Here is a 26,405-nt window from a genome sequence, read left to right on the forward strand (position 1 = left end):
TAATGTCAGTATTGTCAGTCAAGGACCTGCACGTCAGCGTCGAAACCGAGCAGGGCACGAAGCAGATCCTCAAGGGCGTCAACCTTGAGATCAAGCAGGGCGAAACTCACGCCATCATGGGCCCTAACGGTTCGGGCAAGTCCACGCTTGCCTACACAATTGCGGGTCACCCCAAGTACCACGTCGAAAGTGGTTCCATCACGCTCGATGGTGTTGAGGTGCTCGACATGAGCATCGACGAGCGCGCTCGCGCAGGTCTCTTCCTCGCGATGCAGTACCCGGTTGAGATTCCCGGTGTCAAGGTCGCTGACTTCCTGCGCACAGCGAAGACCGCTCTTGCTGGCGAAGCTCCGGCGCTTCGCCCCTGGATCAAGGAAGTCAACGGTGCGATGAAGGCACTGCGTATGGACAAAACTTTCTCCGACCGCAATGTCAACGAAGGCTTCTCCGGTGGCGAGAAGAAGCGCAACGAGATCCTCCAGCTTGAACTGCTCAAGCCAGGCTTCGCAGTTCTCGACGAGACAGACTCCGGCCTTGACGTCGACGCCCTCAAGATTGTGTCCGAGGGTGTTAATCGCGCGCAGGAAGCAACGGGTCTCGGGCTGCTGTTGATCACTCACTACACGCGTATCCTTCGTTACATCAAGCCCGACTTCGTTCACGTCTTTGTTGATGGTCGCGTTGCTGAACAGGGCGGACCCGAGCTTGCAGATCGCCTTGAAAACGAAGGTTATGATCGATTTTTGACCGACACGAGCGTAGCGTAGGCGTATGTCTACTGTTTTGGCGCCCGCCCTTTTCGACGAGGTCGAAGAGGCTCTCAAAGATGTTGTAGACCCTGAGCTTGGGGTCAACATTGTCGACCTCGGACTCATCTACGACCTCAGCTGGGATCCCGAGAACAACGCACTGATCATCAGCATGACGCTCACGTCCGCGGGTTGCCCGTTGACCGACGTTATCGAAGAGCAGATTGCACAGTCGCTCGACAATGTCGTAGAGGCATTTCGCATCAACTGGGTCTGGATGCCCCCGTGGGGTCCAGAGAAGATTACTGACGATGGTCGCGACATGATGCGGGCTCTCGGCTTCTCGATCTAGCGTAGGCTTCTGCGCCTCGCAGATTCCGGAACTTGTTGGTTCGGCTCTGCAGCACGGGAATCGTGTTGCAGAGCTTTTCTCCATGCGTAGGAGAGCAAGGTTGCAGCGAGGACCACTTTGATTGCTGCGCCGACTAGAAACGGTGTGACCCCGATATCGACGAGGTCCGGCACGGTGTACTCGCGGCCCAGACGAGACAGCGCGCGCGCCAACCCCAGCAGTCCCATTGCGTAAATGGCCGCCGCTCCCAGAGCTGCAGCTGCTGTTGTCTTCCAGAATGTTCGATCCCAGCGCCGCTCGGCAAGCGCACCCATCAGCCAGGCGCCAACGATGTAACCGATGATGTAGCCGCCTCCGGTGCCCGTCAGTACGTCAAGCCCTCCGCCAGCGTCACTAAAAACCGGGAGCCCCAGCGCGCCAAGCACGGCGTAGAGCACCATCGCCAGGGCTGCCCGAGTTGCCCCCAATGAGAGTCCTACGATCATGACGGCGAGTGTCTGACCAGTAATCGGAACTGGGTACAGAGGAATCACGAACTGCGCAGCCAGCGCAGTGAGCCCCGCTCCAGCCACAACGTAGATGACGCTCGCGGCCCAGTTCGGCCCGAAGATGAGATCAACAATAGTTGGCTTGAACAATCGAGTAGCGATGCTCACGATGGCAGCCTCTTGCCTTTCTAATCTCCGAACTGCACTGCGCAGTGGATGGTAGGAAGTAGACTAGTTGGTTGGTGCTGTCGCCCACTAACCCCAACCCCCAAGATTTGGACGTTTTGCCGTGCTTGCTGTGCATGATCTCGAGTTGCGCGTTGGCGCACGCATGCTGATGCAGGGCGTCAACTTCCGTGTCGATCGCGGAGACAAAATTGGGCTGGTTGGTCGCAACGGCGCTGGCAAGACCACGCTCACTAAGACGCTCGCCGGGGAACTCGAATCCACAGGCGGCAAGATTGAGCGCACCGGCGAGATCGGGTATCTCCCGCAAGACCCCCGTTCCGGAAATCCGGAAGACCTCGCCCGCACCCGCATTCTTGATGCTCGCGGCCTCGGCAGCATCGTATTGAAGATGCGTCAGGCGCAGGACGAGATGGGCAGCAGCGATGCCGCGGTGAGCACCGCTGCGATGGATCGTTACGGCAAGCTCGACGATCAGTTCATGGCCTTGGGCGGATACGCCGCCGAGGCTGAGGCAGCTTCCATCGCCAGCAATCTGAGCCTTCCCGATCGCATCCTTGACCAGCAACTCTCCACGCTCTCGGGTGGTCAACGCCGCCGCATCGAACTTGCGCGAATCCTGTTCTCTGGCGCAGACACCATGCTCCTCGATGAGCCCACAAACCACCTCGACGCCGACTCTGTTGTGTGGCTGCGAGAATTTCTGAAGAACTTCAGTGGCGGTCTGATCGTGATTAGCCACGATGTTGAGCTAGTCGAAGACACTGTTAACAAGGTCTTCTACCTCGACGCGAACCGTCAGCTTATCGATCAGTACAACATGGGTTGGAAGCACTACTTGCGCCAGCGCCAGTCAGATGAGGAACGCCGCAAGAAGGAACGTGCCAACGCCGAGAAGAAGGCATCGACCCTTCAGGCTCAAGCTGCTCGCTTCGGGGCCAAGGCCTCCAAGGCGGCGTCCGCTCACCAGATGGTTGCTCGAGCCGAGAAACTGCTTGCCGGTCTCGACGACGTTCGGACCGCTGATCGCGTTGCCGCTCTGCGCTTCCCCGATCCTGCTCCCTGTGGTCGTACGCCGCTCATGGGCCACAACCTCAGCAAGAGCTATGGCTCGCTCGAGATCTTTGCGTCCGTCGACCTCGCAATCGATCGCGGTTCGAAGGTAGTCATCCTCGGCTTCAACGGTGCGGGAAAGACGACCCTGCTCCGGATGCTGGCCGGCGTCGACGAGCCAGACACCGGTGAAGTCGAAGCTGGTCATGGCCTGCGCATTGGTTACTACGCTCAAGAGCACGAAACCATTGACGTCAAGCGCTCTGTTCTCGAAAACATGGTGTCGTCGTCGCCGAACATCACTGAGATGGAAGCACGTCGAGTTCTCGGCTCCTTCCTGTTCAGTGGGGATGACGCCACGAAGCAAGCCGGCGTGCTGTCGGGTGGAGAGAAGACCCGTCTCGCTCTCGCAATGATCGTCGTCAGTGGTGCCAACGTGCTCCTCCTCGATGAGCCCACTAACAACCTTGACCCGGCCAGCCGTGAAGAGATTCTCGGTGCTCTCGCGAGCTACACGGGCGCTGTTGTACTTGTAAGCCACGATGAGGGCGCTGTCGAAGCCTTGAACCCTGAACGAGTTCTGATCTTGCCTGACGGCATCGAGGACCACTGGAACAAGGATTACGCCGACCTCATCAGCCTCGCCTAGCTAGGGGAGCGCGGCGACGACGACGCATCCGGCTTATTCCGCGAGCGGAAGCGTCGGGTGCTATTTAGGCGTCGAGGATCGCGTCTTCGATTTCCGCATCAGTAGGACCGCGTTTCACTGCCTTGTCGCGACGTTTCTTAGCGCGCTCCCGTTCAGCGGGATCCTCTTCGTTGACGAGACGATACTCCTGACGCACAGCCCAGGCGAGCCCAATGAAAGCAAGCACGCCAAAAGCGACCCACTGGAAGGCGTAGGAGAGATGCGCGCCTTCATCGAGGAGAGGTTTCGGGTAGGCCAGTGGCATATCGGCCACCGCGGGGGACTCAGACGCCAACAGGCCGTACCCGCCGACATAGGTTGGTTCGCCCACTAGTTCAGCAACGGTCGGCAAATGAATAGTCGCGATCTGTCCTTCGGGCGCTGAGCGGTTGTAGACCGTTGGTTCGCTCGGCTTGAGTCGGAGGACAAGGTCAACCTGTCCCGTGGGGGCAGCGGGCACAAAATCGGGTTCGTCTTGGCTGTTTCCCGACGGAACCCATCCGCGGTCGACAGCAATAATTTCGCCGCTGACGAGCTTGAAAGGCACGAGCACTTCAAATCCCGGCTGGCCACCATACGGTCGCCCGCGCACAAGAAGTTGTTCCGCAGTCAGGTATTCCCCAGTGACGGCCACCGACATCCACTTGTTGTCGACATCGAACTCATCGAGCTCAGGCATCACGCTCGCGAGATCCTGAGGCGTTGCGTCCCAGTTGTCACTGACGCGCGCAACTTCAGCGGCCGCTTCCTCCCGCCGGTCAAACTGCCAGTGTGAGAGAAAAACGCAGCCGATAGCGAAGGCGATGACCAAGGCTAGGTACCCAAACCACCGGCGAGAAAAAGCGAAGCGCCACCGATTCATGCGCCGCTCCCATCCGGAACCACAGAAACGGCCTCAGTGAGATCGCTCACTACGACAGGAAAATTGCGGGTTGTTAGATACTCACTGAGGTAATCGACGTGGTCATTGCACGCCAGCCACACCTTCACCCGATCCAAGCCGTGGATGCGCGGATTTCGCCAGTTAACATTCCACTGCGCGGGCGCTGTGCACCCTGCGCGCGAACACTGTTGTGTGCTCGGGCCGCTCTCACCGATCACCGAGCGGCCTCATCCGTTCCTTGTGCGCCGAAGGAGTCACCTGAGGTCAACGCGAATTGGCCTGGCGTAGTGACCGTGTCTCCACGCCGGGAACCGACGTTGGCCATCACGACGGCAACGTACGGGAGAACGACAGCACCAAGCACGGGCAGCACAAGCCACCACCCCCGCACAAAGACGCACAGCAGGACGCACACGATGCGGATCCCCATAGCTATGGAGTAGTTAATGACACGGCGACGCCGTTCATCATCGGGCCGCTCAGGGAGCGACGTAATCGACTCAGGAGTGTTCATGGGCTTTCTTAGGTTGCCGAGGTGACTGCACCCTAAGCCTACGCCGCTGCTGGCGACTATATGCTGGGAACCATGAGCACCACAGCAACTGAATCACGAATCGTTCTCGTCACCGGCGGTAACCGCGGTATTGGCCGAGCAATTGCCGAAGAGTTTGTGGCTCAGGGCTACCGCGTGGCCGTCACCGCCCGATCGGGCACGGGCCCCGAGGGCACCCTCACGGTGACCGCAGATGTCACGGATGCGGCAAGCATCGATGCTGCCTTCAGCGAGGTTGAGTCCAAGCTCGGCCCCGTCGAGATCGTTGTAGCGAATGCCGGAATCACCCGCGACATGCTGCTGATGCGCATGAGCGATGACGACTTCACCGATGTCATCGACACCAACCTCTCTGGAGCTTTCCGCGTCGTGAAGCGTGCGTCCAAAGGCATGATGAAGGCCAGATTTGGCCGCGTCATCCTCGTCTCGAGTGTTGTAGGCCTGCTCGGCTCGGCCGGCCAGGTCAACTATTCCGCCTCCAAGAGCGGACTAATTGGACTCGCTCGGTCTCTCACCCGTGAGCTTGGCAGCCGGGGGATCACCGCCAATGTTGTTGCTCCCGGCTTCATTGAGACCGACATGACTGCGGCGTTGCCTGCCGAGCAACAGGATGCCTACCTCAAGCAGATTCCCGCGAACCGTTTTGCACAGGCCACTGAAGTCGCAAAGGCGATCACGTGGCTTGCCAGCGACGATGCCGGCTACATCTCAGGCGCGGTCATCCCCGTCGATGGCGGACTAGGAATGGGTCACTAGCGAGGTTTCGTTCTCGAGTCTCTAGCCGCGGAGGCCCAGTAGCGGTAGGACCGCGCTGAGGTCACGCGTGTCAATGTGCACGTCAGCATTCGCTCGCACAATCGGCTTAGCCGTGATACCGATGGAAAGCGCGGCAGCGGCCATCATCAATAGATCGTTGGCGCCGTCACCGACCGCAATGGTGCGAGACAGGGGAGTGTCGGAGTCGGCCGCCCACTCTCGCAGTGAATCTGCTTTGGCCTGAGCGTCGATTACGGGGCCGAGGACAGCGCCCGTGACCAGACCGTTCTTCACTTCGAGGCGGTTAGCGCGGGCGTAGTCCAGACCGAGACGCGCAGCAAGAGGATCAAGAAGCTCATGGAAACCGCCAGAAACTGCTGCAACACGGCCGCCGGCCGCTTTGACGCCAGCTATGAGCTCCTCAGCGCCGTTCGTGACGCGGATGTCGCGAGCACACTCGGCAATCACTGACTCGGGCAGTCCGGCCAGGGTCGCTACTCGCGCTCGAAGGCTCTCTTCGAAGTCAAGTTCCCCGTTCATCGCGCGCGTAGTGATCTCCGTCACCTGCGGCTCGGACCCTGCCCGCGCAGCGAGTAACTCGATTACCTCGTTCTCGATCAACGTGGAGTCGACGTCAAAAACTACGAGAAATTGTGCCAAGGCGAGGACCCTTCAATCGACGGTTCATGTCGTGGGTTTCGAGAACCGCACGACTTCACTCGTCAGACTATCGGGATCGCCCTCGTTGCCTCGCCCATGGGAGCCAGCAAAGCAATAGGATGAACACATCATGGCTAGCGTTCTCACCTTCTCCGACGTCACCGTCACTCGTAGTGGCAATACGATCCTCGACTCTGTTTCTTGGAGTGTAGAAGCTTCCGATCGGTGGGTGATTCTCGGTCCCAATGGGGCAGGCAAGACCACGCTGTTGCAGCTGGCCGCCGCTCAGATTCATCCAAGTTCGGGAGAGGTCACGGTGCTCGACAGCACTCTTGGCGCCTCCGATGTATTTGATGTGCGTCCGCGCATTGGTTTCGCCTCGACCGCTCTTGCCCGCCGCGTTCCCGGCAACGAGAGTGTTCTCGATGTTGTCTTGACCGCTGCATACTCGGTGACGGGTCGCTGGAACGAGCAGTACGAGAATGTCGACGTGCGTCGTGCACGTCGCGTGCTCGCCGAGTGGAGTCTCTCGCACTTGGAAGAACGTCGGTTCGGCGATCTGAGCGATGGCGAGCAAAAGCGGGTGCAGATTGCACGCTCCGTGATGACCGACCCAGAACTACTCTTGCTCGATGAGCCGGCAGCAAGCCTCGACCTCGGCTCGCGTGAAGAACTAGTTCAACTCCTGAGCGGTTACGCTCAGGCAGATACCGCGCCAGCAATCGTGATGGTGACGCACCACGTGGAAGAGATTCCGCGAGGATTTACCCACGCGCTGGTTTTGTCCAAGGGTTCCGTGCACAGCGCGGGTAAGATCGATGACGTTGTTACGTCAGAGAACTTGAGTGCCGCTTTCGGTCTCGAACTCATCATCACAAAAGACTCCGGCCGCTACACCGCGCGTGCTGCCTAATCCTCTGATAGGCTTGTGTGTCGGTCCGCGTGACCGCCTACGTCTTTTATTTATTCAAGAACCCAGGGAAATCCAATGAAGTCCGAGACCCACCCCACATACATGCCCATCGTCTTTCGCGACCTCGCGTCTGGCTCCACGTTCCTCACTCGTTCAACTGTGACGAGCGAGAAGACGATCGAGTGGGAAGACGGAAACACCTACCCGGTCATCGACGTCGAAATCTCCTCCGAGTCGCACCCGTTCTACACGGGTAAGCAGCGCATCATGGACTCCGCAGGACGCGTTGAGAAGTTCAAGAACCGTTACAAGGGCTTCGGCAACTAGTAACACCCAGTTTTTTCCTGAAGGCGATCGGTTATCCGGTCGCCTTCAGTCGTTAACGGCACGACCTCATTCGTGCACCGTCACCGTGCGGCAGCAACAGCAACCACAGAAAATGCGCAACGTTCCACAGAACGTTGCGCATTGCTGATTAAGGCTGGGGGAGCGCTACTGCGGGAACGAGCGTACTGGCCACTCCAGGTTCGCCACGAAGCTCTCGTCGCCCTTGGACCTGCGGATGAACTCCTGAAAGCTTGCCGACTGCTCGGCGTACCAGCGCTGTTGCAGCGCGTGCAATTCGCCAAATGGAATGCTGAGCTGCTCCGTGTACTTCAGGAGCAAGGCCTGAGCAACGCGGGCGGCAGCGATCGCATCGGCGCCGGCGTCGTGCGCATCGTCCAGAGTGACACCGTACAGCGCCGAGGTCGCTTCGAGAGTGCGCTTGCCCCGGCGGTAACGATCAACGCCTTTGTCGATAACCAGGGGATCGATGACGATATACGGCTCCGCAAGGCCCTCGATTGAATGCCGGCGACATTCGCGGTCGAGCAGCGAAAGATCGTATGGCGCGTTGTAGACGACCAGGGGAATGCCCTGTGCGCACGTGTCTTTCAACGTGTTCGCAATCTCAGCGACGACAGTCGCCGCGTCTCGACCCTCAGCTCGTGCTCGTTCAGTAGTAATTCCGTGAATCGCGGCAGCGCCATCCGGAATCTCAATGCCCGGGTCGGCGAGCCAATCCCACCGAGACGTCACCACTCCCACCTCATCGACGAGGGCGATACAGGCGGAGACGATGCGACTGGTCTCCACATCGACGCCAGTGGTTTCAAGATCGAAGGTGGCTAGGGTGCCGGAGTTGCTCATGAACTCAGCGTAGGGCGAGACACTGACACCGGGAACTCGGCTCGCGGAGTTGCGGCGTCGAACTCGCTGGGCAACGCATTCGAAGCCAGGATGTCAGCAACCACCGGCACACTGCATAAGATTGTGTGAATGAGACCAGCATCGCCGTACGGAGCACTGCTCGACGCCACCCCGGCGAGGCACTCCGTTGTTGATGTGCTCGGCTCATCAACGCACTACTGGGAGTACGGCCCGAAAGATGCCGACACCGTTCTGGTTCTGGTGCATGGTTTTCGGGGCGACCACCACGGCCTCGAGGCAGTCTGTGCTCACATTCGCGGCATCCGCATCATTAGTCCCGACATTCCGGGTTTCGGTGCGTCCGAGCCGCTCAGCGGTCGGGCACACGACATCGAGGGGTATGCGCTCTGGCTTCAGAGCTTCGTCGAACGACTCGACCTCGACGGGAGCGCCATTATTCTCGGGCATTCCTTCGGATCGATTGTGGTCTCTGCCGCACTTGCCCGTGGCCTTGTTACGCCACGGCTCATTCTCATCAATCCCATCGCAGCGCCGGCACTCTCGGGGCCCAACGGCGTGCTCAGCAAGATAACGCTCTGGTTTTATCAACTTGCGCGTGCTCTGCCGCACGCGATCGGCGCGCCGATGCTCAGCAACTGGATCGTCGTGCGGGTGATGAGTCTTGCCATGGTGAAGACTCACGACCCAGAACTTCGACGCTGGGTCCATCACCAGCACCACGCGCACTTCAGCAGTTATGCCAATCGCGACAGCCTGCTTGAAGCCTTCGAGGCATCCATCGGATCGGACGTCAGCATGTTTGCCTCGGAGATCACCGTTCCCACGCTCTTGATCGGGGCTCGCAATGACCCCATCAGTCCCGTTCCTGCTCAGGAGCGACTGCACACGCTCTTCGCTGACTCACAGCTCGAAATTTTCGACAACGTTGGCCACCTCATCCACTACGAACGGCCGCGCGAAGCCGCCGAACTGATCGTTAGGTTCCTGAATGCGGGAACAGTTGCGGAGCCAACCTCATGAAAATCATTTTTGATTGCCGCTACACGCGCATCGGCCGCCACGACGGCATCAGCCGCTATGGGGCGCGCCTCGTCGAGGAATTGAGCAAGCTGCACCCCGTGACGATGTTGGTTTCCGACAAGCGCCAACTCGAGCTGCTGCCTGACTTGCCCTGGGAACTGGTGTCATCACCCACGGGCATCCTAGAACCGCTCGTTGCCCTGCAGGTCAATAAGCTGAAGCCGGATGTCGTATTCACCCCCATGCAGACGATGGGCCCGTTCGGTCGCAAGTACACTCTCGTCACGACAGTGCACGACCTCATCTACTACAAGCACCCCACTCCGCCTCACAACCTGCCATGGGCAGTGCGTGTCATGTGGCGTGCGTATCATCTGACCTGGGCTTTCCAACGGGCACTTTTGAACAGAGCAGATGCCCATGTCTCCGATTCCCAGACGACACGTGACCAGATGCTGGAGCATAACCTCACGCGCAACCCCATTGCCGTCGTGACTCTTGGCACCGATAGTCCAGCCGAATACGTTCCCCGGGTGGCACCGACGACTCGCGAACTCGTCTACATGGGCTCGTATATGCCGTACAAGAACGTCGGGCTGATTGCTCGTGCACTCCACGATCTGCCCGGCTACACCCTGCACCTGATGAGCCGCGTAGACGAGACGACGAAGGCAGAGTTGACGGCACTCGCGCCGGAGTCGAGCCTCATCTTCCACAACGGAGCAAGCGACGAGGTCTACTCGGAGACACTCTCGCGGGCGACCGCTCTTGTGACAGCATCTCGCGATGAAGGCTTTGGCCTTCCACAGGTTGAGGCGATGGTTCTTGGCACGCCGGTGGTCGTCAGCGATACGGCGATCTTCCGCGAAGTTTCAGGCCCCGCCGGCGGATTCTTCAACCCAGACAAACCTTCAGAACTAGCACGGGAAGTCAAAGCCCTCGAGGATCCCGCTACCTGGCAAGCGCGTTCGACCGCCGCTCGGCAACGGTCTGCAGAGTTCACTTGGCAAAAGGGTGCCGCAACGCTTTACCAAGTCCTTCAGGATGCCGTATCTGCCCGCGAGGCGAAAAAGAACGGTTAGAGAGAAGCTACCCGTCACCCTCGCGTCGAGCTAGGGCGTTCTGTGCTGCGAAGTCGTCGCCGCCCTGGCGTTCTGATTCCTCTTCGATGGGGTCATCGAAATCGATGAGCGTCAGTGTGCCTTCGTCGTGGCGGAAGCTATGCACTGAGCCGTTGGCGATTCGTCCGTGGGGGTGCCCCGGAGCGACCGTGGCGAGCACCGTCGCGATGACTCCGCCGTGAGCCACCACGATGATTGACTCGCCGTGATGGTGCTCGGCCAAACGAACGAGAGCGGGAACCACACGCTTCGCTACATCCTCGCGTGGCTCTCGGCCAGGAACCTCAACGTCGGTCGGATAACGGGCATCGATTTCACTATCGGTGCAGCCTTCGGCAACTCCATAGTTGCGTTCGACAATCGCGGCTACGGGTTGGGGAGCAGGAAGCCCGACGATGCCCGCAATAATCTCTGCGGTTTCCATCGCCCGTGAGAGCGGACTCGCGAAGATACCGTCCCACTGACGGCGAGCAAGAAGTTGCCCAGTTGTGCGTGCCTGCTCGCGACCCGTGTCATTGAGAGGAATGTCGGTACTGCCCTGAATGCGACGCTCGAGATTCCAGTCAGTCTCTCCATGGCGCACGAGATAAATGAACACAACGCTCCGTTCACAACACAATGATCAGCACAGAACACTCGGGCGATCTGCGCTGCTAGGCAGCTAAGCGCTCCACAAGTTCGCCAAGAACTGCGGAAGCGCCACCATCGATCTTAACGTCGGCGCGCTTATCGGCTTTGGTCACTCCACGATTGATGATGACAAGGGGGATCTTCTTGCGCATCGCTCGCTCAACAAGGCGGATGCCGGAATTGACGACGAGAGATGACCCCGCGACGATCATGGCATCCGATTGGTCCACGAGCGAGGCACCCAGCTGGAATTTTCTCGTGGGAACGAACTCGCCAAAGAACACGACATCCGGCTTCAGAATGCCGCCGCAGACGGTGCACTCGGGGATCACGAAGTCATCGACATTGTGCACGTCAGCATCGCCGTCTGGATTAAGCGTGTGAGAGTCATCTTGTTCGAGCCACGGGTTCAGTTCAGAGATGCGGGCAGCTAGGGGAGTGCGGGCAAAATACTGTCCGCATCGCAAGCACCGAGCACGATCGATGCTGCCATGCACATCAACAACACGGGTGGAGCCAGCGCGTAAGTGCAAACCATCGACGTTCTGAGTCACGATGCCGTTGCTGATCCCTCGGCGTTCAAACTCGGCAAGGGCATCGTGGCCCTCATTCGGCGTCGAAGAAGCGAAGCGTTTCCAGCCAAGGTGGCTACCAGCCCAATAGCGTTTGCGAAAATCGGGCGAACTCTGGAACTGTTGAAAAGTCATCGGATTACGCACCGCGGCGCCTTCACCGCGATAATCGGGTATGCCCGAATCGGTGCTAATCCCAGCGCCGGTGAGTACGCTAATGACCTTGCCCTGAAGCAGTTCTGCAGCACGATCGATTTCGTTGCTGATCGGGAGTGTGTTCACTCTCCAAGCGTAAGCACTTCAGGCTCGTCCTCTGCCATTTCAGATTCACCTGATGGCGAAACCGCACAGTAGGGAACACACCGTGAACGTCATCCGGGTAACCGATCTCTCCGATCCTCGCCTTAGCGACTTCGCCAACCTCACGGATGTTGCTCTGCGTCGCCGCACAGAACCGGCTGGCGGTCTCTACATTGCCGAGTCGTCCAAAGTGATTGCGCGTGCACTTCGGGCCGGGCATGTGCCACGCGCGGTACTCGTTCTCGAACAGTGGCTCGACGACGTGGCCGAGTTGCTCGGAGATTCTCCGGTTCCGGTGTACGTGGGGGAGTCGCAGCTGCTTGAACAGCTCACCGGCTTCAACCTGCACCGCGGCGCCCTGGCATCCATTCACCGTCCTGCCCTTCCCAGCGTTGCCGATCTAGTGGCGGATGCGCGCCGCATCGTCATCCTGGAAGACATCGTTGATCACACCAACGTCGGCGCAATTTTCCGCTCTGCCGCTGCGCTTGGAGCGGACGCCGTGCTCATTACGCCACGGTGCGCCGATCCGCTTTACCGGCGGAGCGTGCGGGTCAGCATGGGAACGGTTCTTCAAGTGCCGTGGACTCGCCTCCAGAACTGGCCTGCTGACGCGGCCGATCTCAAGGCCGCTGGCTTCCATCTCGCAGCGCTCGCCCTCAACGATGACTCCGTCGACCTCGATACCTTCGCCGCTGACGCCCCTGAGAAGGTTGCGCTGATCTTGGGGACAGAAGGCGATGGTCTTTCTCTGAGCACGATCGAAGCGGCCGATACCGTCGTCAAGATTCCGATGATGCACGGCGTCGATTCGCTCAATGTCGCCGCCGCCAGCGCAGTGGGTATGTACATGCTTCGAGCACGCTAGCCACCGCCATAGCTTCACCTGTTAGCGTTATCCGGTGCCGCTGACTCAACGCCAAATCTTCCGTCGCCGTCGTATTGTCGTATTTTCTGTTGTTGGTGCCGTTCTGGCGACAGCGTTCTATCTGCCGCTGACGCTACTCGCGCCGCTCGACGAAGTTTCGGCCCACGTTCTCCCCCTTGATGCACCGGTGCCAACGGAGCCCGAACTCACCCTTCCCAGCTATGGCGCCTCGGCGATCGGCGCCCTCGACCGCCCCGGCGTGCTCGCGCAAGCGGGCAGCACTGATGCGGTTCCCATCGCATCGATTACGAAAATTATTACCTCTCTTGTAGTGCTCGACGCTAAACCGCTTGAGGTGGATGAAGCGGGCCCGACCATTACGTTCGGACCGACCGACCTCGACTACTACTACGAACAGCTCGCGCAATACGGGTCGGTTTCACCGGTCTATGACGGCCAGCAGCTGTCTCAACGCGACGTCATGACTGTTGTTTTACTCCCCTCAGCCAATAACTATGCTCAATCACTCGCGCACTGGGCATTCGGCTCTGAGGAAGCGTTCGTCGCCGCGGCGGCAACGTGGCTGGCTGACAACGGCCTCGAAAATACGACCCTCACAGAAGCATCCGGAATTCAGGAAACGAATCGAAGCACGGCGGGCGACCTCACTGAAATCGCGCGCTTGGCGATCGAGAATCCGGTCATCGCGCAAATCGTATCGACCTCATCCGCAGACATTCCGGGTATCGGTGCAGTTCACAACAGCAACCAACTTCTCGGCATCGACGGCGTCGACGGGATCAAGACGGGAACTCTCGACGTGGGGTGGTCCTGCCTTCTGTTCTCCGCCGACGTGACCGTTGGTGATGAAGTCATCACCCTGGTTGGCGCGGTCGTCGGCGGGCCAGACCACCCCACGATCAATGCGGCGATTCGCGAGCTCATCGCGGATGCCACTGCCGGGTTCTCCGAAGTTGAAGTGGCGACAGATGGGGAAGAGTTCGCGGACTATGACACGCCGTGGGGCGATGAGTCTGCTGCGATCGCTGCGTCGACCGTTACGGCTGTGGTGTGGGGCGAGGATGAGATCTCCGTAACAGTGGAAGCTGCCCCTGTTCGCCTTGCTGCGGCCGGGGAAAACGCGGGCACGCTTCACGTGCAGGTCGGCACGGAAACCTTCGAGATCCCACTGGTGTTTAGCAACGAGATCGATGATCCAGGGGCCTGGTGGAGGCTCACAAACCCACAAAGTTTGTTTTAGTTATGGAATAAACACGGCACTCACAGGAGGTCGCGATAAGGTGGAGTGCATCTGGAGCACCTGCTCGATTGACAAATGGCTGGGAAGTCATTCAAAACATCTGAGGTCACGTGAGTAGTTCTCTCTCAGCCGATCCCACACGAATCATCAAGACTGGGCCCCGCGGAGTCGGTAGCCCGATGAGCGAATTCGCATCATTGTTGCGCACCGTTCGCGAAGCAGGTCTGTTGCGTCGCAACAGACGCTTCTACATCATCACTTTTGCCGTGATTACCGTCGCTATGGCCGCCGCTTGGGTTGGTTTCGCGATGCTTGCCGGCACGTGGTACATCTTGTTGATCGCCGCGGCGATGGGCATCATTTTTACGCAATACGCATTTTTGACACACGAACTGGCGCATCGCCAAGTTTTTCAGTCCAGCAAGCTCAATGACACTCTGGGGCGGCTTATGTCCGACCTCGTCGTGGGTATTAGCTACGCCTGGTGGATGAACAAGCACTCGCGTCACCACGCGAACCCCAACACGGTCGATAAAGACCCTGATATTGAGACTGACTTCATTATTTTCCAGAAGGAAAAGACTGTCGGCCTCAAGGGTATGACTAAGTTCATGGCGAAGCGCCAGGGCTACCTGTTCTTCCCAGCGCTTTTGCTTGAGGGCTTCAACCTTCATTCACACGCTTTCCAAGAGGTCTTCAACTTCAAGAAGAAGGTCGACAAGCGCTGGCTCGAGATCAGCCTCTTGCTCGTGCGCAACATCGGCTACCTTGCCGTCGTGTTCAGCTTCCTCCCGCTCGGCATGGCATTTGCCTTCTTGGGCGTTCAAATGGGAATCTTCGGGCTTTACATGGGCGCATCGTTCGCTCCCAACCACAAGGGAATGCCGATCTTGCCCAAGGGGTCGAAGGTTGACTTCCTGCGTCGTCAAGTTCTGACGAGCCGCAACATCCGTAGTGGTGTGTTCATGAACCACTTCATGGGTGGACTCAACTTCCAGATCGAGCACCACCTTTTCCCCACGATGCCGCGTCCGCATTTGCCTCTCGCCGCTGAAATGGTGAAGGAGTACTGCAAGACCAAGGACATCAAGTACACCGAGGTCGGACTCGTCACGTCGTACGGCATCGTGATTCGCCACCTCAACGAAGTCGGCCTGAGCGCTGACGGCGATCCCTTCGACTGCCCCGCAGCCGGTCGCACCGGTTACACCGGGTAGCGAGCTAAGAAACATAAGAAAAGAGGGCCCCTGCCAATGGCAGGGGCCCTCTTTTCGTCTCCAGCCGCTCACTAGCGGTGCGCTGACCACGCGGGTGCTGTGGCGCGCGTTGATGCCCTCACGGGCCTCCTAGAGTCCGTGAGGGGCGCTTACGTTTAGAAGCCCGGTCGTTTCGCTGTGACGTTGTCGCCCGACGACTGGTGACGGATTCGACGCAACACCCACGGCACGAGGTGTTCACGCGCCCAGCCAATGTCTTCGACGCGCGCTTCGCGCCAGAGACGCGGAGGAAGCGGCTCTGGCCGGAAAGGTTCAAGTTCGTTGGCAACATTGAGCGAGTCGAGCACCATGCGAGCCACCGTGTGATGACCAACGGGGGAGAAATGGAGGCGGTCGGGTGACCACATGCGTGGGTCGCCGAGTTCGCGCAGGGCCCACATGTCGGCGACAACGGCATCGTGGCGTTGGGCTACAGCGCGAATGTTTTCATTGTAGATGGCAACCTTGCCGCGCATGCGATTGAGGACGGGAGTCATCCCGATATCAGGGCCGGTAAAAAGCACGACTGTAGCGCCATCCCGGCGAAGCTGCTCCACGAGAGTATCTACGCGCTGAGCGACCTCATCGGCATCCGAGCCTGGGCGGATGATGTCATTACCGCCAGCGGAGACGGTGATGAGATCAGGCTTGAGCTCCATTGCCGGCTTGAGCTGTTCAGCGGCAACCTGGTTGAGCAGCCGACCGCGAATTGCCAAGTTGGCATACGCAAAGTCTGGTTTGTGGGCGCCGAGCACTTCCGCAACGCGGTCAGCCCACCCGCGGTTACCGCCGGGGGAGTTGGGTTCGGGGTCGCCGATGCCCTCTGTAAAGGAATCTCCGATGGCAACATATCTGCTCCATGGGTGTTGTTCTTGCATACGTCTAGCCTGTCTCAAAATCTGCCTGTGCGCTACCCGGGTGGTTCCTGTGAACAGCCTGTATTGCTTTGACCCCCGGATAGGGCACGTGGTTATCTCTTCTCTGTTGGTTTTCATACCGAAGACCACTTAACAACCGTTTGGAGAACACACAATGGGAATCATCGGCTGGATCGTACTGGGACTCATCGCCGGAGCTATCGCTAAGGCAATCTTGCCCGGACGCCAGGGCGGCGGTTGGCTCGCAACACTCCTTCTGGGTGTCGTTGGAGCACTCGTCGGAGGATTCGTGGGAGGCGCCATCTTTGGCATTGGCCTCGAAGAGTTCTTCTCCATCGAAACGTGGCTCGTAGCCATCGGCGGCTCAGTGCTCGTGCTCTTCCTCTATGGACTGATCACGCGCGGCTCACGTCGCTAAACACTCTTGGGTAAAAGGGGCGGTGCACTTCGGTGCACCGCCCCTTTTCTGTCGTTGCCGCGGTTCTCCGGCGACGGTGTCCGAGTCTTGTCCTCACCGTCAGAGGCACCTGCGACAATGGCGCTATGGGTAAGCAAGACGGTCGCACGCGGCATGTAACCGCGCCGGGCGTTGACGACAGCACTGCCACCATCCTGCACGTCGACATGGACGCGTTTTTCGCCTCCGTCGAGCTGCTCGATCACCCCGAGCTCATCGGCAAGCCCGTCATAGTGGGACACAACTCCGTTCGCTCAGTGGTCACAGCTGCGACCTACGAAGCTCGCAAGTACGGCGTCAATTCTGCGATGCCCATGGCCCTTGCTCTGCGCCGGTGCCCGAATGCAATCGTCCTAGAGCCACACTTTGAGCGCTATCAACATTTCTCTTCCGTCGTCTTCGATATCTGCGACCAGCTCACACCCAAGGTGGAACGGCTGGGCATCGACGAAGCATTTCTGGATGTCGCGGGCGCACGTGCCATCTACGGCTCACCCATCGAGGTAGCCACACTGCTGCGCCGGCGGGTATTTGCAGAGACCGGCCTCGTCTGTTCGGTAGGGGCCGCCGCATCCAAGTACGTGGCGAAGGTCGCGTCGGGGTTGTCTAAGCCCGATGGACTGCTGGTTATTCCTGCCGACCAGACGATCGAATTCTTGCATCCGCTGCCCATCACCGCCCTGTGGGGCGTCGGCGGCAAGACTGCCGAGTCGCTGCAGCAGCGTGGTTTCAGCACAATCGCAGACATCGCCCATGCAGACCGAGAAACTCTGACGCGCGCGGTCGGTGAAGCTGGCGCAGTGAAGCTCCACAACCTCGCCTGGGGCAACGATCCCCGCAGCGTCGTTGAGCGTGCCGCAGAGAAGAGCATCGGGCACGAGACGACCTTTGAGTACAACGTGTTAGATGCCGATGAGATCCGCCGCGAATTGCTCCGGCTCTCCGGGAAGGTTGCCGCACGGTTGCGAGGCGCTGGAATGGAGGCGAGCACCGTGGTGTTGAAGCTTCGGTTCGAGGATTTCAGCACAATCACCCGGTCGAAGAAATTGCCCGACCCCACCGATCTCGGCCGCACCATTTACGAGACCGTGAGAGACGTGTATGCCGACTTCGCTCGCGAAGGTCGCCCCGTACGCCTTGTCGGCGTGCGCGGTGAGCAACTCGTCGAACCGGGCGGCGGACAGCTGAGTTTGTGGGACACCACCGACGGATGGCGAGACGCCGAAGAGGCCATGGAAGCGGCATCCGCTCGCTTCGGAACCGGTGCCATTGGACCAGCGCGTCTCCTGGGCTCGCAACGTTCAGAACGGCCGCGCCTAGGTCAACGCGACTAATCGCTCGCGCTTTTCACGCCCCCAGGCCCGAAACACTCCGAACACGAACTCGGTTGTCAGTAGAGAACGGTAAAGTCTTATCAAGTGAGCACTCCATTGCCTGGCCCCACCGTGGGCACCTTCGCGGCGGAACACCTCTCACCGTCGTACCCTGAACGCGCCGCCCGAGGCACCGCATCCAAATTGCGGGCGTGGCAGGCAGAAGCCCTCGATCTCTATTTTGAGAAAGAGCCCCGCGACTTTCTTGCCGCCGCAACTCCGGGTGCAGGAAAGACCACATTCGCACTCCGCCTGGCCGTTGAACTCTTCGCCAGACGGGAAATCGATCGTGTGACCGTCGTGGCGCCGACCGATCACCTCAAACGCCAATGGGCCGACGCCGCCAACCGCGTCGGAATCCGCCTCAATCCCTCGTTCTCCAATGGAGACGCGTGGGGTGGTCGCCGTTTCCACGGTGTCGCCGTCACCTATGCCCAAGTCGCCATGAAGGCGTCGCTGCATCAGGAAATCACAGATTCGGCCCGCACCCTCGTGATTCTCGATGAAGTGCATCACGGCGGAGACGCCCTCAGCTGGGGCGATGCCATCCGCGAATCGTTTGGCCGTGCCACCCGGCGGCTCTCGCTCACCGGCACCCCGTTCCGCAGCGACACCGCCCCGATTCCCTTCGTGACCTATGCGCCCAATCATGAGGGCATCCGCACTTCGGTCACTGATTACAACTACGGTTACGGTCGCGCGCTCGAAGACGGCGTTGTTCGTCCGGTCATCTTCATGGCCTACGCCGGCAAAATGCGCTGGCGTACCCGCATGGGCGACGAGATGGAAGCCCGCCTCGGTGAGGGCGACACTAAAGACGTCACCGCGCAGGCGTGGCGCACAGCTCTTGACCCCAAGGGCGAGTGGATGCCGGCGGTGCTGCGGGCAGCAGATCGTCGCCTCAGCGAAGTGCGGCATTCGGTCCCTGATGCCGGAGGGCTCGTCATTGCGACCGACCAGCTCACGGCTCGCGCCTACGCCACACTCATCAAGGACATCACGGGGGAGTCCGCCACGATCGTGCTCTCCGACGAGAAAGAGTCATCGTCGCGCATCGAGAAGTTTGCCGAAAGCGATAGTCGCTGGATGGTGGCCGTGCGCATGGTGTCTGAAGGTGTCGACGTTCCGCGACTTGCCGTCGGCGTGTATGCGACCTCGGCATCTACCCCGTTGTATTTCGCTCAAGCTGTTGGTCGTTTTGTGCGCACCCGTCGCCGCGGTGAGACAGCATCAATCTTTTTGCCGAGCGTTCCGAACCTGATGAATCTCGCCGGCAAGCTCGAGAAAGAGCGCGACCACGCTCTCGATCGCAAAGAGTCGCCCGATGACCTGCTCGATGACAGCCTTCTCGATGCAGAGAACCGTGAAGAGAAGACCAGCGATGAACTCGCCGACGAGTTCACCTGGGAAGCCATTGAGTCCGAAGCAAACTTTGACCGGGTGCTCTTCGACGGCGCCGAGTTTGGTTTTGCCGCCGAACCGGGCAGCGACGAAGAGCTCGACTTCATTGGGCTTCCCGGCATTTTGGAGCCAGAGCAAGTGCGCGAACTTTTGCTGCAGCGCCAAAAGCGCCAGTCGAAACGCGCCGAGAGTCGCCCCAAGGAAGAACAGCCGCCGCCCCTGTACCGCACGCTCAAAGAACAGCGAACCCTATTGAACAACCTCGTGGGCCGCAGAGCGAAGCTTTCTAACGAAGCGCACGGATTGATCCACGCGGAACTCCGTCGCGTCTGTGGCGGTCCTGCGGTTGCTCAGGCTACGGTGACGCAATTGCAGACCCGCATTGATTACCTGCGTAAGGGCATGCACTAGTCGCTAGCAGCGAGGCCTCACAGGTGTCGCGTTGTGCGTTTCGCCGGGCGAGACGCGAAGACCGCCGGGTGCTGCGCGTGTGGTTAGTCGTGCATCCGTCTATTAACAAGAAAACGCCCCCGGTATAGGACCGGGGGCGTTCTCATTACTGAACTATCAAGATCAGAGGGGGCGGATGTTCTCCGCCTGGGGACCCTTGGGTCCCTGTGTGATGTCAAACTCAACCTTTTGGTTCTCGTCGAGCGACTTGTAGCCATTTGTTGCGATGGCCGAGTAGTGGGCGAACACATCAGGACTTCCGTCCTCGGGGGCGATGAATCCAAAGCCCTTTTCTGCGTTGAACCACTTGACGGTACCTAGTGCCATTTAAAACTCCTCCAGGAGCGTTCCTCAGGCCCCGACAGTCGAGGCCTCATTCATGCCTTTGTCTAGAACATGAACGATGGCCTAAGGCTATATCAGGAAAGCCCTGCATGTGTCATCTATTTCGAAAAAGTCACATAACGGTAATGAAGTCGTCATCAGTGGAAATCTCGTGATCGGGTGTGGGGGAGCCCCGAAAGCGGTTCAAAGCGGTCTGCGACAATATTAATCACACCGTCAACGGAGCGTTCAAGAACGCCACGAACGATGAGCGCTGCGCTGTCACGAGCCACTCGACGGTAGCGCCCCCAGACTCCAACACTGCAAATAACATTGATAAGGCCGGTCTCATCTTCGATGTTCATGAACGTGATTCCGCTGGCCGTTGCGGGACGTTGGCGATGAGTGACAACACCGCCAATTTCGATACGACGCCCGGATTCAGCGGTCATCAGGTCGGTTGCGCTCAGGATTCCTCGCGCGCTCAGGGCCGACCTCAGATGGGCAACCGGATGGCTTGCCGGCGAAATCCCCGTAGACCAGAGGTCGGCCATCAGATCATCCACCGGGCTCGACATCGAAAAAAGTGGCGGCTGAACGGTGACCATACTGTGGGGAAGATACTCCTCGCGATCCTGTGCCGCGCTACCCGCATTCCACATTGCTTCACGACGAGTGAGCTCGAGAGAGTCGAAAGCTCCCGCCGCTGCCAAGGCCTCCAATTGTTTCGTCGTGAGACCAACCCGCCGCACCAGATCATTCATCGACACGAACTCGCCGGACTCCCGTGCGGCCACAATTTTCTCCGCAATCGCCGTTCCGACACCCTTTACTTCGTCAAATCCCAGACGGACCGCAAATGCTCCGTCACGGCGGTGGTCGTCGGTATCGAAGGGCGCTGAACGGTCGAATGGTCCAACGGGAGGTTGTTCTGCATCGAGGCAGCGGTCGCTTCCTGTCGCCTCGACCCCGTCACCCAACGCTTCCAATCCGGCAAAGACACCCGAGCGCTGGAGGTCAGGGCCCAGCACGACCACACCGTGACGGCGGGCATCCGCCACCAAAGATTGCGGCGAATAGAAACCCATTGGTTGCGCCCGCAGCAGAGCAGCCAAGAACGCAGCGGGGTAGTGGAGCCGCACCCAGGCACTCGCGTACACGAGAAGCCCAAAGCTCAAAGCGTGGCTCTCGGCAAAGCCAAACCCGGCAAAGGCCTGGATGCTTTCGTAGATACGGTCGGCATCCGCGTCGATGATGCCGTTGCTTGCCATTCCCGCATAGAGCTTGGTGCGCAGCTTGTCGATGCGTTCAATCCCACGTTTCGACCCCATTGCCCGACGGAGCAGATCGGCATCGTCAGCCGAGCATCCGCCAACTGCGACCGCAATTTGCATCAGCTGCTCTTGAAAAATCGGAACGCCAAGAGTGCGTTCGAGCGGCTCTTTCAAGTTGGGGTGCAGGTAGGTGATCGGTTCGGCACCCATCTTGCGACGAACATAGGGATGCACAGCACCACCCTGAATCGGGCCGGGGCGCACGAGCGCAATCTCGACAACAAGATGGTAAAACTCGCGCGGTTGAAGACGCGGCAGCAGCCCCATCTGAGCACGGCTCTCGACCTGGAAGACGCCAATGGCATCTGCTCGACACAGTTGGTCGTAGACGCCCTGCTCTTCAGCGGGGATAGTCGCAAGATCCCATCGTTCGCCCAGCGCCTCGTCAACGAGATCGAAACTGTATTGCATCGCCGACAGGATGCCGAGACCCAGCAGGTCGAACTTGACCAGCCCCATCCACGCACAGTCGTCTTTGTCCCACTGCACCACGGTGCGTTTGTCTTTGCGCGCGTGCTCAATCGGCACGACCTCACCGACCGGTCGCTGCGTGAGCACCATGCCGCCCGAGTGGATGCCGAGGTGCCGCGGAAACTTCATCACCTGCTGGGCAAGCTCCAACACCGAATCGGGGATGTCATGGTCAACTCCCGAAACGTCGGAGCCCCAGCGCTCCATCTGCTTCGACCACGCATCTTGCTGCCCTGGGCTGTGCCCGAGGGCTTTCGCCATATCGCGCACCGCAAACCGGGGACGGTACTGAATCACGTTCGCGACCTGCGCCGCGTTCTCGCGCCCATACCGTTCGAACACGTACTGGATCACTTCTTCACGACGCTCGGAGTCGAAGTCGACATCGATGTCTGGTTCCTCTTCTCGCATCGCTGAAATGAAGCGCTCGAACGGGAGCTTGTACCGCAAAGGGTCAACCGCCGTGATCTTGAGCAGGTAACAGACCACAGAACTGGCGGCCGAACCTCGCCCCTGGCACAGGATGCCGCGCCCGCGCGCAAAGGCGACAATGTCGTGCACGATCAGAAAATAGCCGGCAAAGTTTTTCTCTTCGATGACATCAAGTTCCCGCTGAATGCGTGCCCGGTTAGCTTCCGACAATTCAATAGAGCGGTCTTTTACTCCGGCCCACGTCAACTCGCGCAACCAGCTCGCGGGCGTGTGCCCTTCGGGAACGTCCTGATCAGGAAGTGCCGGCTTCGCCTGCCGAAGTTCGAATGCTGCCTCGTCTGCGATCTCCACTGTCGTCGCTACTGCTCCGGGATAACGCGCAAAAAGAGCAGCCATCTCAGCTCCCGACCTCAGATGGGCTGTGCCTGCAGCCGGAAGCCAGCCATCCATTTCGTCGAGACTGCGACGAGCCCGCACTGCCGAGATTGCCGAGTGCAAGTGATGCTGGCGAGGAGTCGCGTAGTGAGCGTTTGACGTTGCAACGACCCTCAAGCCGCGTTCGGCCGCGAGCACGACAAGAGCATCGTTGAGAGCGGAGTCGAGCGGGTAACCGTGGTCGAAGAGTTCAACGATCACCGCCTTTGGCCCGAATAGCTCACTGAGCCGATCAAGCTCCGCTCCTGCCGCGAGCATGGATGCCGTGGTAGGAGCGCCATTACCCTCGGGGCCGCTGAGCGCACGACGAACCGCCCCCTTGCGACATCCCGTGAGCACAAACCAATGCCCGGATGCCAGCTCGGCGAGTTCGTCGAGATCATAACGAGGTCGCCCCTTTTCGCCGCCAGCCAATTGAGCTCGCGTAATGGCCAAGGCAAGACGGTGGTAGCCCTCCTCTTTTCGAGCAAGCACGAGAAGATGATCGCCTTCGGGGTCGGCTATACCGTTTTGGGGCCCGCTGAGCCCGAGCGAGAGCTCGGCGCCAAACAGAGTGCGCAACCCCAATTCAGCGGCAGCCTCGGCCATGCGCACAATTCCATAGAGCCCATCGTGGTCGGTGAGAGCCAGAGCACTCAGCCCAAGCCGCGCTGCTTCTTCTGCGAGCTTCTCGGGCATACTCGCGCCATCGAGAAAACTGAAACTTGAGTGGGCATGCAACTCTGCATACGGCACGGTGGTGGCGTCCGGGCTCGCCGCGGCTGCCTCGTCGGTCGGCGGCGCGCTGGGAGCGATGTAGGGAGCGCGTTTGCTGGAGACCAGCGACATAGCTCGACCATCACCGGCTTCACCAATCGGCGTGACGGTGCCAAAACCGGACAGCGTGCGTTCAAGCTGCCGCCACGGTATGGGTGGATTAGACCATGCCATCAGTCATACCTCGCTTCAGCCCACCAACCGCCGTCATCGAGCACAAGCAGCCACGCACAGCCGGTGTCGTCAACAGCTTGAAAACGCCACGAACGACCAGGAGAATCTGCCTCCCACCAGCGCTCAGCGAGCGGCCACGGCCCCGCCCACGCCGTGAGGGTGCGGGAACGCGAATCGCTGGTGGAAAATTGGGCGGGCGGTGCAGCAACGTGGCCACGCTCATCCACCGACACCGTGGTGCCATCTTCGGCGAACACGTGCACGGCATGACGGGTGGAGAAGACTGTTCCCGGTAGTGGAGCAGGTAAGACGCCGGGCCACGGTCGTTGTGGTGATCGTTCGGTGACGCTGCGATCGCCCCACGCGGTGAGCCGTTGACGCGATTGCAGAGTGCGCCCACCCTCAATCGTGGGCACAAGAACACCACCGTGACCGAGCATGCTCTGCACTCGAGAAAGTCCGTGATGGATGCGCGGCTCTAGCCCCGACCCCCACAGCCCCGTCTCATGATTGCCGATCTCATCCACTGTTTCGGGCACGATGCGCACCCGGCTAATGCCCGAGCTGAGCCCGGCTTCGATGAGATTGGACCCTTGCACTTGCCAGCGCACGCGGTCAACAACATCGCTGGCGCTGAACGACCGCGGATGCAACCACACCCGTTCGGCGACCTCACCCGATTCTGAATCAAGTTCGATTCGAATCGCGGTCGCCACCAGTCGAGCCCGCACAAGGCCCGCTACAAAATCGTCGGCGCGACTGCGAATACCGAAGGCAACCTGATCTACGCGATCAAGGGCAGGTTCAAAGTCGATCACGACGTCAAGGTCGAGTGGGGGAGTACGTGCGATAAAAGCCTGCGGATCCCGGCCGCTGGCAAGAGCGTGCAGTCGACCGCCGAGTTCCCCAAAACGAGAGCGAACGTCGAAGCGATCGAGGTTCGCAAACTCACCCAGTGTTGAGATGCCGAGTTTCATCAACAGCGTCACGATGGGTGGCTCTTCTAATACCGCAATCGGAAGTGGCGCCAAAAATTCGGCAGAGCCGCCAGCGGGCACCAACCGCACTCGCCCTCCTCGCGAACGCGGGTCTGCGGCAATGGTGCTGCGCGCAGCGTGAACCGCAGTGAAAAGAGCGTCAGCGATGCCTACCCGTGCATCGGATACCGCAATCTCATTTACCCGATCGACAACAGTCAACGCCGCGGCTTTCTCTCCGCCGTAATACTGGGCAGCACCCCGCACGCGAACGGCACACATGCCTGGTCGCAACACCTGCACTCCCGGAATCAGCTCTTCGACCCCGGCAAGCACTGGTTCGAACGCTCGACTGTCGAGAGCCGGATCGTAGGGTCGGTCGATAATTCCCGGAAACCGCGACTGGGCTTCTCGCAGCCGCAACCCGCGAGTGATGCCCTCGGCGCGAGCAGATGCTGCCGCCGCAAAGACAAGCCCATTCTCGATGAGGACGAGCGGGGCATCCGCTGGCAACTTCTCCTGTTGTCGCGCAGCAACCACGGGCCAATCCGGAGCCCAGAGGACCAGAACTCGGGGGAGTGGCTCAGGCAACGCCCCCGACCTGCCATTCATGCCGAGACCTGCTGCGGCAAAAGCGTCAGCGGCGCAGGAGCCATCTCCGGCGCGCCATAAGCACGAATTTGTTCCGAAGCATCAGGTAGCCAGATGCGTGCGCTGCGTGGTCGCCCCGCATTCTTGCTCGTCACCGTGACCGTCACTTCACGCGCAGCCAAATGCCCATGACCGTTGCCAATACCGTGCCACTGGCTCTCGCCCAATGACACCATCGCCTCACTCTGCGGCCACGACCCCACCATGAGCAGCGTTGATTTGCGTTGCCTGAGCCGCGAAGCCAACCTGGCCACCGCAGAATCGGATGCCCGTGCCGGTGGGCGCGCGACGACGACCTCCACAACGTCAGCAATCGCTGCTGTCACCGCCAGCCACTGGTCACCCGGATGCGGCACCAGTACGAGTCGTTCAAGATCGACCCCGAATCGTTGAGCAGCTTCGATCCCGAACTCGGGAATCCCCACGACAGCACACCACGACCCTGCTGCGGAGGGAGCGGCTAAGAGTGTCATGATGAGCATCGCCGAACTATCGACCGAGTAGACGCTGCCCTGCTGCAAACCGCCGCCAGGTAGTAACGACGCAATAGCGGGATGCGTGGGAATGAGCGTTGAGCTCAGCGTGCGGGACTGCATCTGGCTGATGCGGGACTGCAATTCAGCGACGCGTTCTGCCGCCGTGAGTGTGCTCCCGACACGGGCTTCTCGCCCAGCCGAAAACTCTTCAGCGGTCGCTGAAGTGGCGGAGACGGATACAGGGGACACCTGTTCATATTCGAACATATGTTCGAGTGTGTCAATTGCGTACGAC

The 26,405-nt window shown here is 59.8% G+C and carries 27 protein-coding genes; 14 read left to right on the forward strand and 13 right to left on the reverse strand.

Going from position 1 to position 26,405, the window contains the following annotated elements:
* Positions 1-2: 2 nt before the first annotated feature.
* Positions 3-767, forward strand: coding sequence for a Fe-S cluster assembly ATPase SufC (gene sufC, locus I6E51_RS08270; protein WP_197109942.1), 765 nt, complete (start codon positions 3-5; stop codon positions 765-767).
* A gap of 4 nt (positions 768-771) precedes the next feature.
* Positions 772-1,101, forward strand: a complete 330-nt coding sequence (locus I6E51_RS08275) for a metal-sulfur cluster assembly factor (RefSeq protein WP_100388990.1) — start codon at positions 772-774, stop codon at positions 1,099-1,101.
* Here the strand turns inward: I6E51_RS08275 and I6E51_RS08280 are convergent.
* On the reverse strand, positions 1,098-1,757 hold the full coding sequence (locus I6E51_RS08280; protein ID WP_197109943.1) for a biotin transporter BioY: 660 nt from the start codon (positions 1,755-1,757) through the stop codon (positions 1,098-1,100). The two genes, I6E51_RS08275 and I6E51_RS08280, sit on opposite strands and share 4 nt — an antisense overlap.
* Before the next feature lie 121 nt (positions 1,758-1,878).
* Here I6E51_RS08280 and I6E51_RS08285 point away from each other — a divergent pair, with 121 nt between their 5' ends.
* The gene (locus tag I6E51_RS08285; RefSeq protein WP_197105633.1) at positions 1,879-3,477 is read left to right on the forward strand and encodes an ABC-F family ATP-binding cassette domain-containing protein; all 1,599 of its coding nucleotides are present in this window, start codon (positions 1,879-1,881) and stop codon (positions 3,475-3,477) included.
* A gap of 64 nt (positions 3,478-3,541) precedes the next feature.
* Here the strand turns inward: I6E51_RS08285 and I6E51_RS08290 are convergent, their stop codons facing one another.
* From I6E51_RS08290 to I6E51_RS08295, 3 genes are read right to left on the reverse strand one after another with little or no spacing between them, the layout of a single operon-like run.
* A complete protein-coding gene (locus I6E51_RS08290) occupies positions 3,542-4,378 on the reverse strand; it encodes an SURF1 family protein (RefSeq protein ID WP_197105632.1) in 837 nt (278 codons plus the stop codon).
* Positions 4,375-4,614 carry a hypothetical protein gene (locus tag I6E51_RS14220; protein ID WP_307783903.1) on the reverse strand — a complete coding sequence of 80 codons (240 nt, stop codon included), beginning with the start codon at positions 4,612-4,614 and terminating at the stop codon, positions 4,375-4,377. Before I6E51_RS14220 ends, I6E51_RS08290 begins: the two co-directional genes overlap by 4 nt.
* Entirely contained in the window at positions 4,614-4,913 is a 300-nt protein-coding gene (locus I6E51_RS08295; protein ID WP_197105631.1) for a DUF3099 domain-containing protein, read from the reverse strand. Before I6E51_RS08295 ends, I6E51_RS14220 begins: the two co-directional genes overlap by 1 nt.
* A 72-nt stretch (positions 4,914-4,985) precedes the next feature.
* Here I6E51_RS08295 and I6E51_RS08300 point away from each other — a divergent pair, with 72 nt between their 5' ends.
* Positions 4,986-5,708 (forward strand): beta-ketoacyl-ACP reductase, encoded by a 723-nt coding sequence (locus I6E51_RS08300; RefSeq protein ID WP_197109944.1) that lies wholly within the window; start codon positions 4,986-4,988, stop codon positions 5,706-5,708.
* Between the two features lie 21 nt (positions 5,709-5,729).
* Here the strand turns inward: I6E51_RS08300 and serB are convergent, their stop codons facing one another.
* Positions 5,730-6,368: a phosphoserine phosphatase SerB gene (serB, locus tag I6E51_RS08305; RefSeq protein WP_197105629.1), complete on the reverse strand. Its 639-nt coding sequence runs from the start codon at positions 6,366-6,368 to the stop codon at positions 5,730-5,732.
* A 130-nt stretch (positions 6,369-6,498) separates the two neighbouring features.
* On the opposite strand from serB, the gene I6E51_RS08310 reads away from it, so the two are divergent.
* Entirely contained in the window at positions 6,499-7,281 is a 783-nt protein-coding gene (locus tag I6E51_RS08310; RefSeq protein ID WP_197105628.1) for an ABC transporter ATP-binding protein, read from the forward strand.
* A gap of 75 nt (positions 7,282-7,356) precedes the next feature.
* The gene (locus I6E51_RS08315) at positions 7,357-7,608 is read left to right on the forward strand and encodes a type B 50S ribosomal protein L31 (RefSeq protein WP_197105627.1); all 252 of its coding nucleotides are present in this window, start codon (positions 7,357-7,359) and stop codon (positions 7,606-7,608) included.
* A 165-nt stretch (positions 7,609-7,773) separates the two neighbouring features.
* Here I6E51_RS08315 and I6E51_RS08320 read toward each other — a convergent pair whose 3' ends face one another.
* Positions 7,774-8,472: an exonuclease domain-containing protein gene (locus tag I6E51_RS08320; RefSeq protein WP_197105626.1), complete on the reverse strand. Its 699-nt coding sequence runs from the start codon at positions 8,470-8,472 to the stop codon at positions 7,774-7,776.
* Positions 8,473-8,601: 129 nt separating this feature from the next.
* Here I6E51_RS08320 and I6E51_RS08325 point away from each other — a divergent pair, with 129 nt between their 5' ends.
* Both I6E51_RS08325 and I6E51_RS08330 read left to right on the forward strand, forming a co-directional pair.
* Entirely contained in the window at positions 8,602-9,513 is a 912-nt protein-coding gene (locus I6E51_RS08325) for an alpha/beta fold hydrolase (protein WP_197109945.1), read from the forward strand.
* Positions 9,510-10,595: a glycosyltransferase family 1 protein gene (locus tag I6E51_RS08330; protein ID WP_197109946.1), complete on the forward strand. Its 1,086-nt coding sequence runs from the start codon at positions 9,510-9,512 to the stop codon at positions 10,593-10,595. The genes I6E51_RS08325 and I6E51_RS08330 overlap by 4 nt, the downstream gene beginning before the upstream one ends.
* 7 nt (positions 10,596-10,602) lie before the next feature.
* Here I6E51_RS08330 and I6E51_RS08335 read toward each other — a convergent pair whose 3' ends face one another.
* The gene (locus tag I6E51_RS08335) at positions 10,603-11,232 is read right to left on the reverse strand and encodes a histidine phosphatase family protein (RefSeq protein ID WP_197105623.1); all 630 of its coding nucleotides are present in this window, start codon (positions 11,230-11,232) and stop codon (positions 10,603-10,605) included.
* 55 nt (positions 11,233-11,287) lie between these two features.
* Positions 11,288-12,118, reverse strand: a complete 831-nt coding sequence (locus tag I6E51_RS08340) for a Sir2 family NAD-dependent protein deacetylase (RefSeq protein ID WP_197109947.1) — start codon at positions 12,116-12,118, stop codon at positions 11,288-11,290.
* Positions 12,119-12,200: 82 nt separating this feature from the next.
* Here I6E51_RS08340 and I6E51_RS08345 point away from each other — a divergent pair, with 82 nt between their 5' ends.
* From I6E51_RS08345 to I6E51_RS08355, 3 genes are all read left to right on the forward strand, one after another.
* Entirely contained in the window at positions 12,201-13,004 is an 804-nt protein-coding gene (locus I6E51_RS08345; protein WP_197105621.1) for an RNA methyltransferase, read from the forward strand.
* 34 nt (positions 13,005-13,038) lie between these two features.
* Positions 13,039-14,265, forward strand: a complete 1,227-nt coding sequence (locus I6E51_RS08350) for a D-alanyl-D-alanine carboxypeptidase (protein WP_307783873.1) — start codon at positions 13,039-13,041, stop codon at positions 14,263-14,265.
* 179 nt (positions 14,266-14,444) lie between these two features.
* Positions 14,445-15,482 carry an acyl-CoA desaturase gene (locus tag I6E51_RS08355; protein ID WP_231599696.1) on the forward strand — a complete coding sequence of 346 codons (1,038 nt, stop codon included), beginning with the start codon at positions 14,445-14,447 and terminating at the stop codon, positions 15,480-15,482.
* A gap of 155 nt (positions 15,483-15,637) precedes the next feature.
* Here I6E51_RS08355 and I6E51_RS08360 read toward each other — a convergent pair whose 3' ends face one another.
* Positions 15,638-16,399 carry an SGNH/GDSL hydrolase family protein gene (locus I6E51_RS08360; RefSeq protein ID WP_197105619.1) on the reverse strand — a complete coding sequence of 254 codons (762 nt, stop codon included), beginning with the start codon at positions 16,397-16,399 and terminating at the stop codon, positions 15,638-15,640.
* A gap of 154 nt (positions 16,400-16,553) precedes the next feature.
* Here I6E51_RS08360 and I6E51_RS08365 point away from each other — a divergent pair, with 154 nt between their 5' ends.
* From I6E51_RS08365 to I6E51_RS08375, 3 genes are all read left to right on the forward strand, one after another.
* On the forward strand, positions 16,554-16,817 hold the full coding sequence (locus tag I6E51_RS08365) for a GlsB/YeaQ/YmgE family stress response membrane protein (RefSeq protein ID WP_197105618.1): 264 nt from the start codon (positions 16,554-16,556) through the stop codon (positions 16,815-16,817).
* Positions 16,818-16,942: 125 nt separating this feature from the next.
* Positions 16,943-18,190 (forward strand): DNA polymerase IV, encoded by a 1,248-nt coding sequence (gene dinB / locus I6E51_RS08370; protein WP_197109948.1) that lies wholly within the window; start codon positions 16,943-16,945, stop codon positions 18,188-18,190.
* Positions 18,191-18,274: 84 nt separating this feature from the next.
* Complete coding sequence (locus tag I6E51_RS08375; RefSeq protein ID WP_197105616.1) at positions 18,275-20,041, forward strand: DEAD/DEAH box helicase; 1,767 nt, start codon at positions 18,275-18,277, stop codon at positions 20,039-20,041.
* Positions 20,042-20,203: 162 nt separating this feature from the next.
* On the opposite strand, the gene I6E51_RS08380 is transcribed toward I6E51_RS08375, so the two are convergent.
* The 4 genes from I6E51_RS08380 to I6E51_RS08395 form a co-directional block, all read right to left on the reverse strand.
* Entirely contained in the window at positions 20,204-20,407 is a 204-nt protein-coding gene (locus tag I6E51_RS08380; RefSeq protein WP_100389010.1) for a cold-shock protein, read from the reverse strand.
* A gap of 155 nt (positions 20,408-20,562) precedes the next feature.
* Positions 20,563-24,006 carry an error-prone DNA polymerase gene (locus I6E51_RS08385; protein WP_197109949.1) on the reverse strand — a complete coding sequence of 1,148 codons (3,444 nt, stop codon included), beginning with the start codon at positions 24,004-24,006 and terminating at the stop codon, positions 20,563-20,565.
* The gene (locus I6E51_RS08390; protein WP_197109950.1) at positions 24,006-25,595 is read right to left on the reverse strand and encodes a DNA polymerase Y family protein; all 1,590 of its coding nucleotides are present in this window, start codon (positions 25,593-25,595) and stop codon (positions 24,006-24,008) included. Before I6E51_RS08390 ends, I6E51_RS08385 begins: the two co-directional genes overlap by 1 nt.
* Entirely contained in the window at positions 25,592-26,377 is a 786-nt protein-coding gene (locus I6E51_RS08395) for a hypothetical protein (RefSeq protein ID WP_231599697.1), read from the reverse strand. The genes I6E51_RS08390 and I6E51_RS08395 overlap by 4 nt, the downstream gene beginning before the upstream one ends.
* Between the last annotated feature and the right edge of the window lie 28 nt (positions 26,378-26,405).

The organism is Salinibacterium sp. NSLL17 (genome assembly GCF_015864935.1).
GTDB lineage: Bacteria > Actinomycetota > Actinomycetes > Actinomycetales > Microbacteriaceae > Rhodoglobus.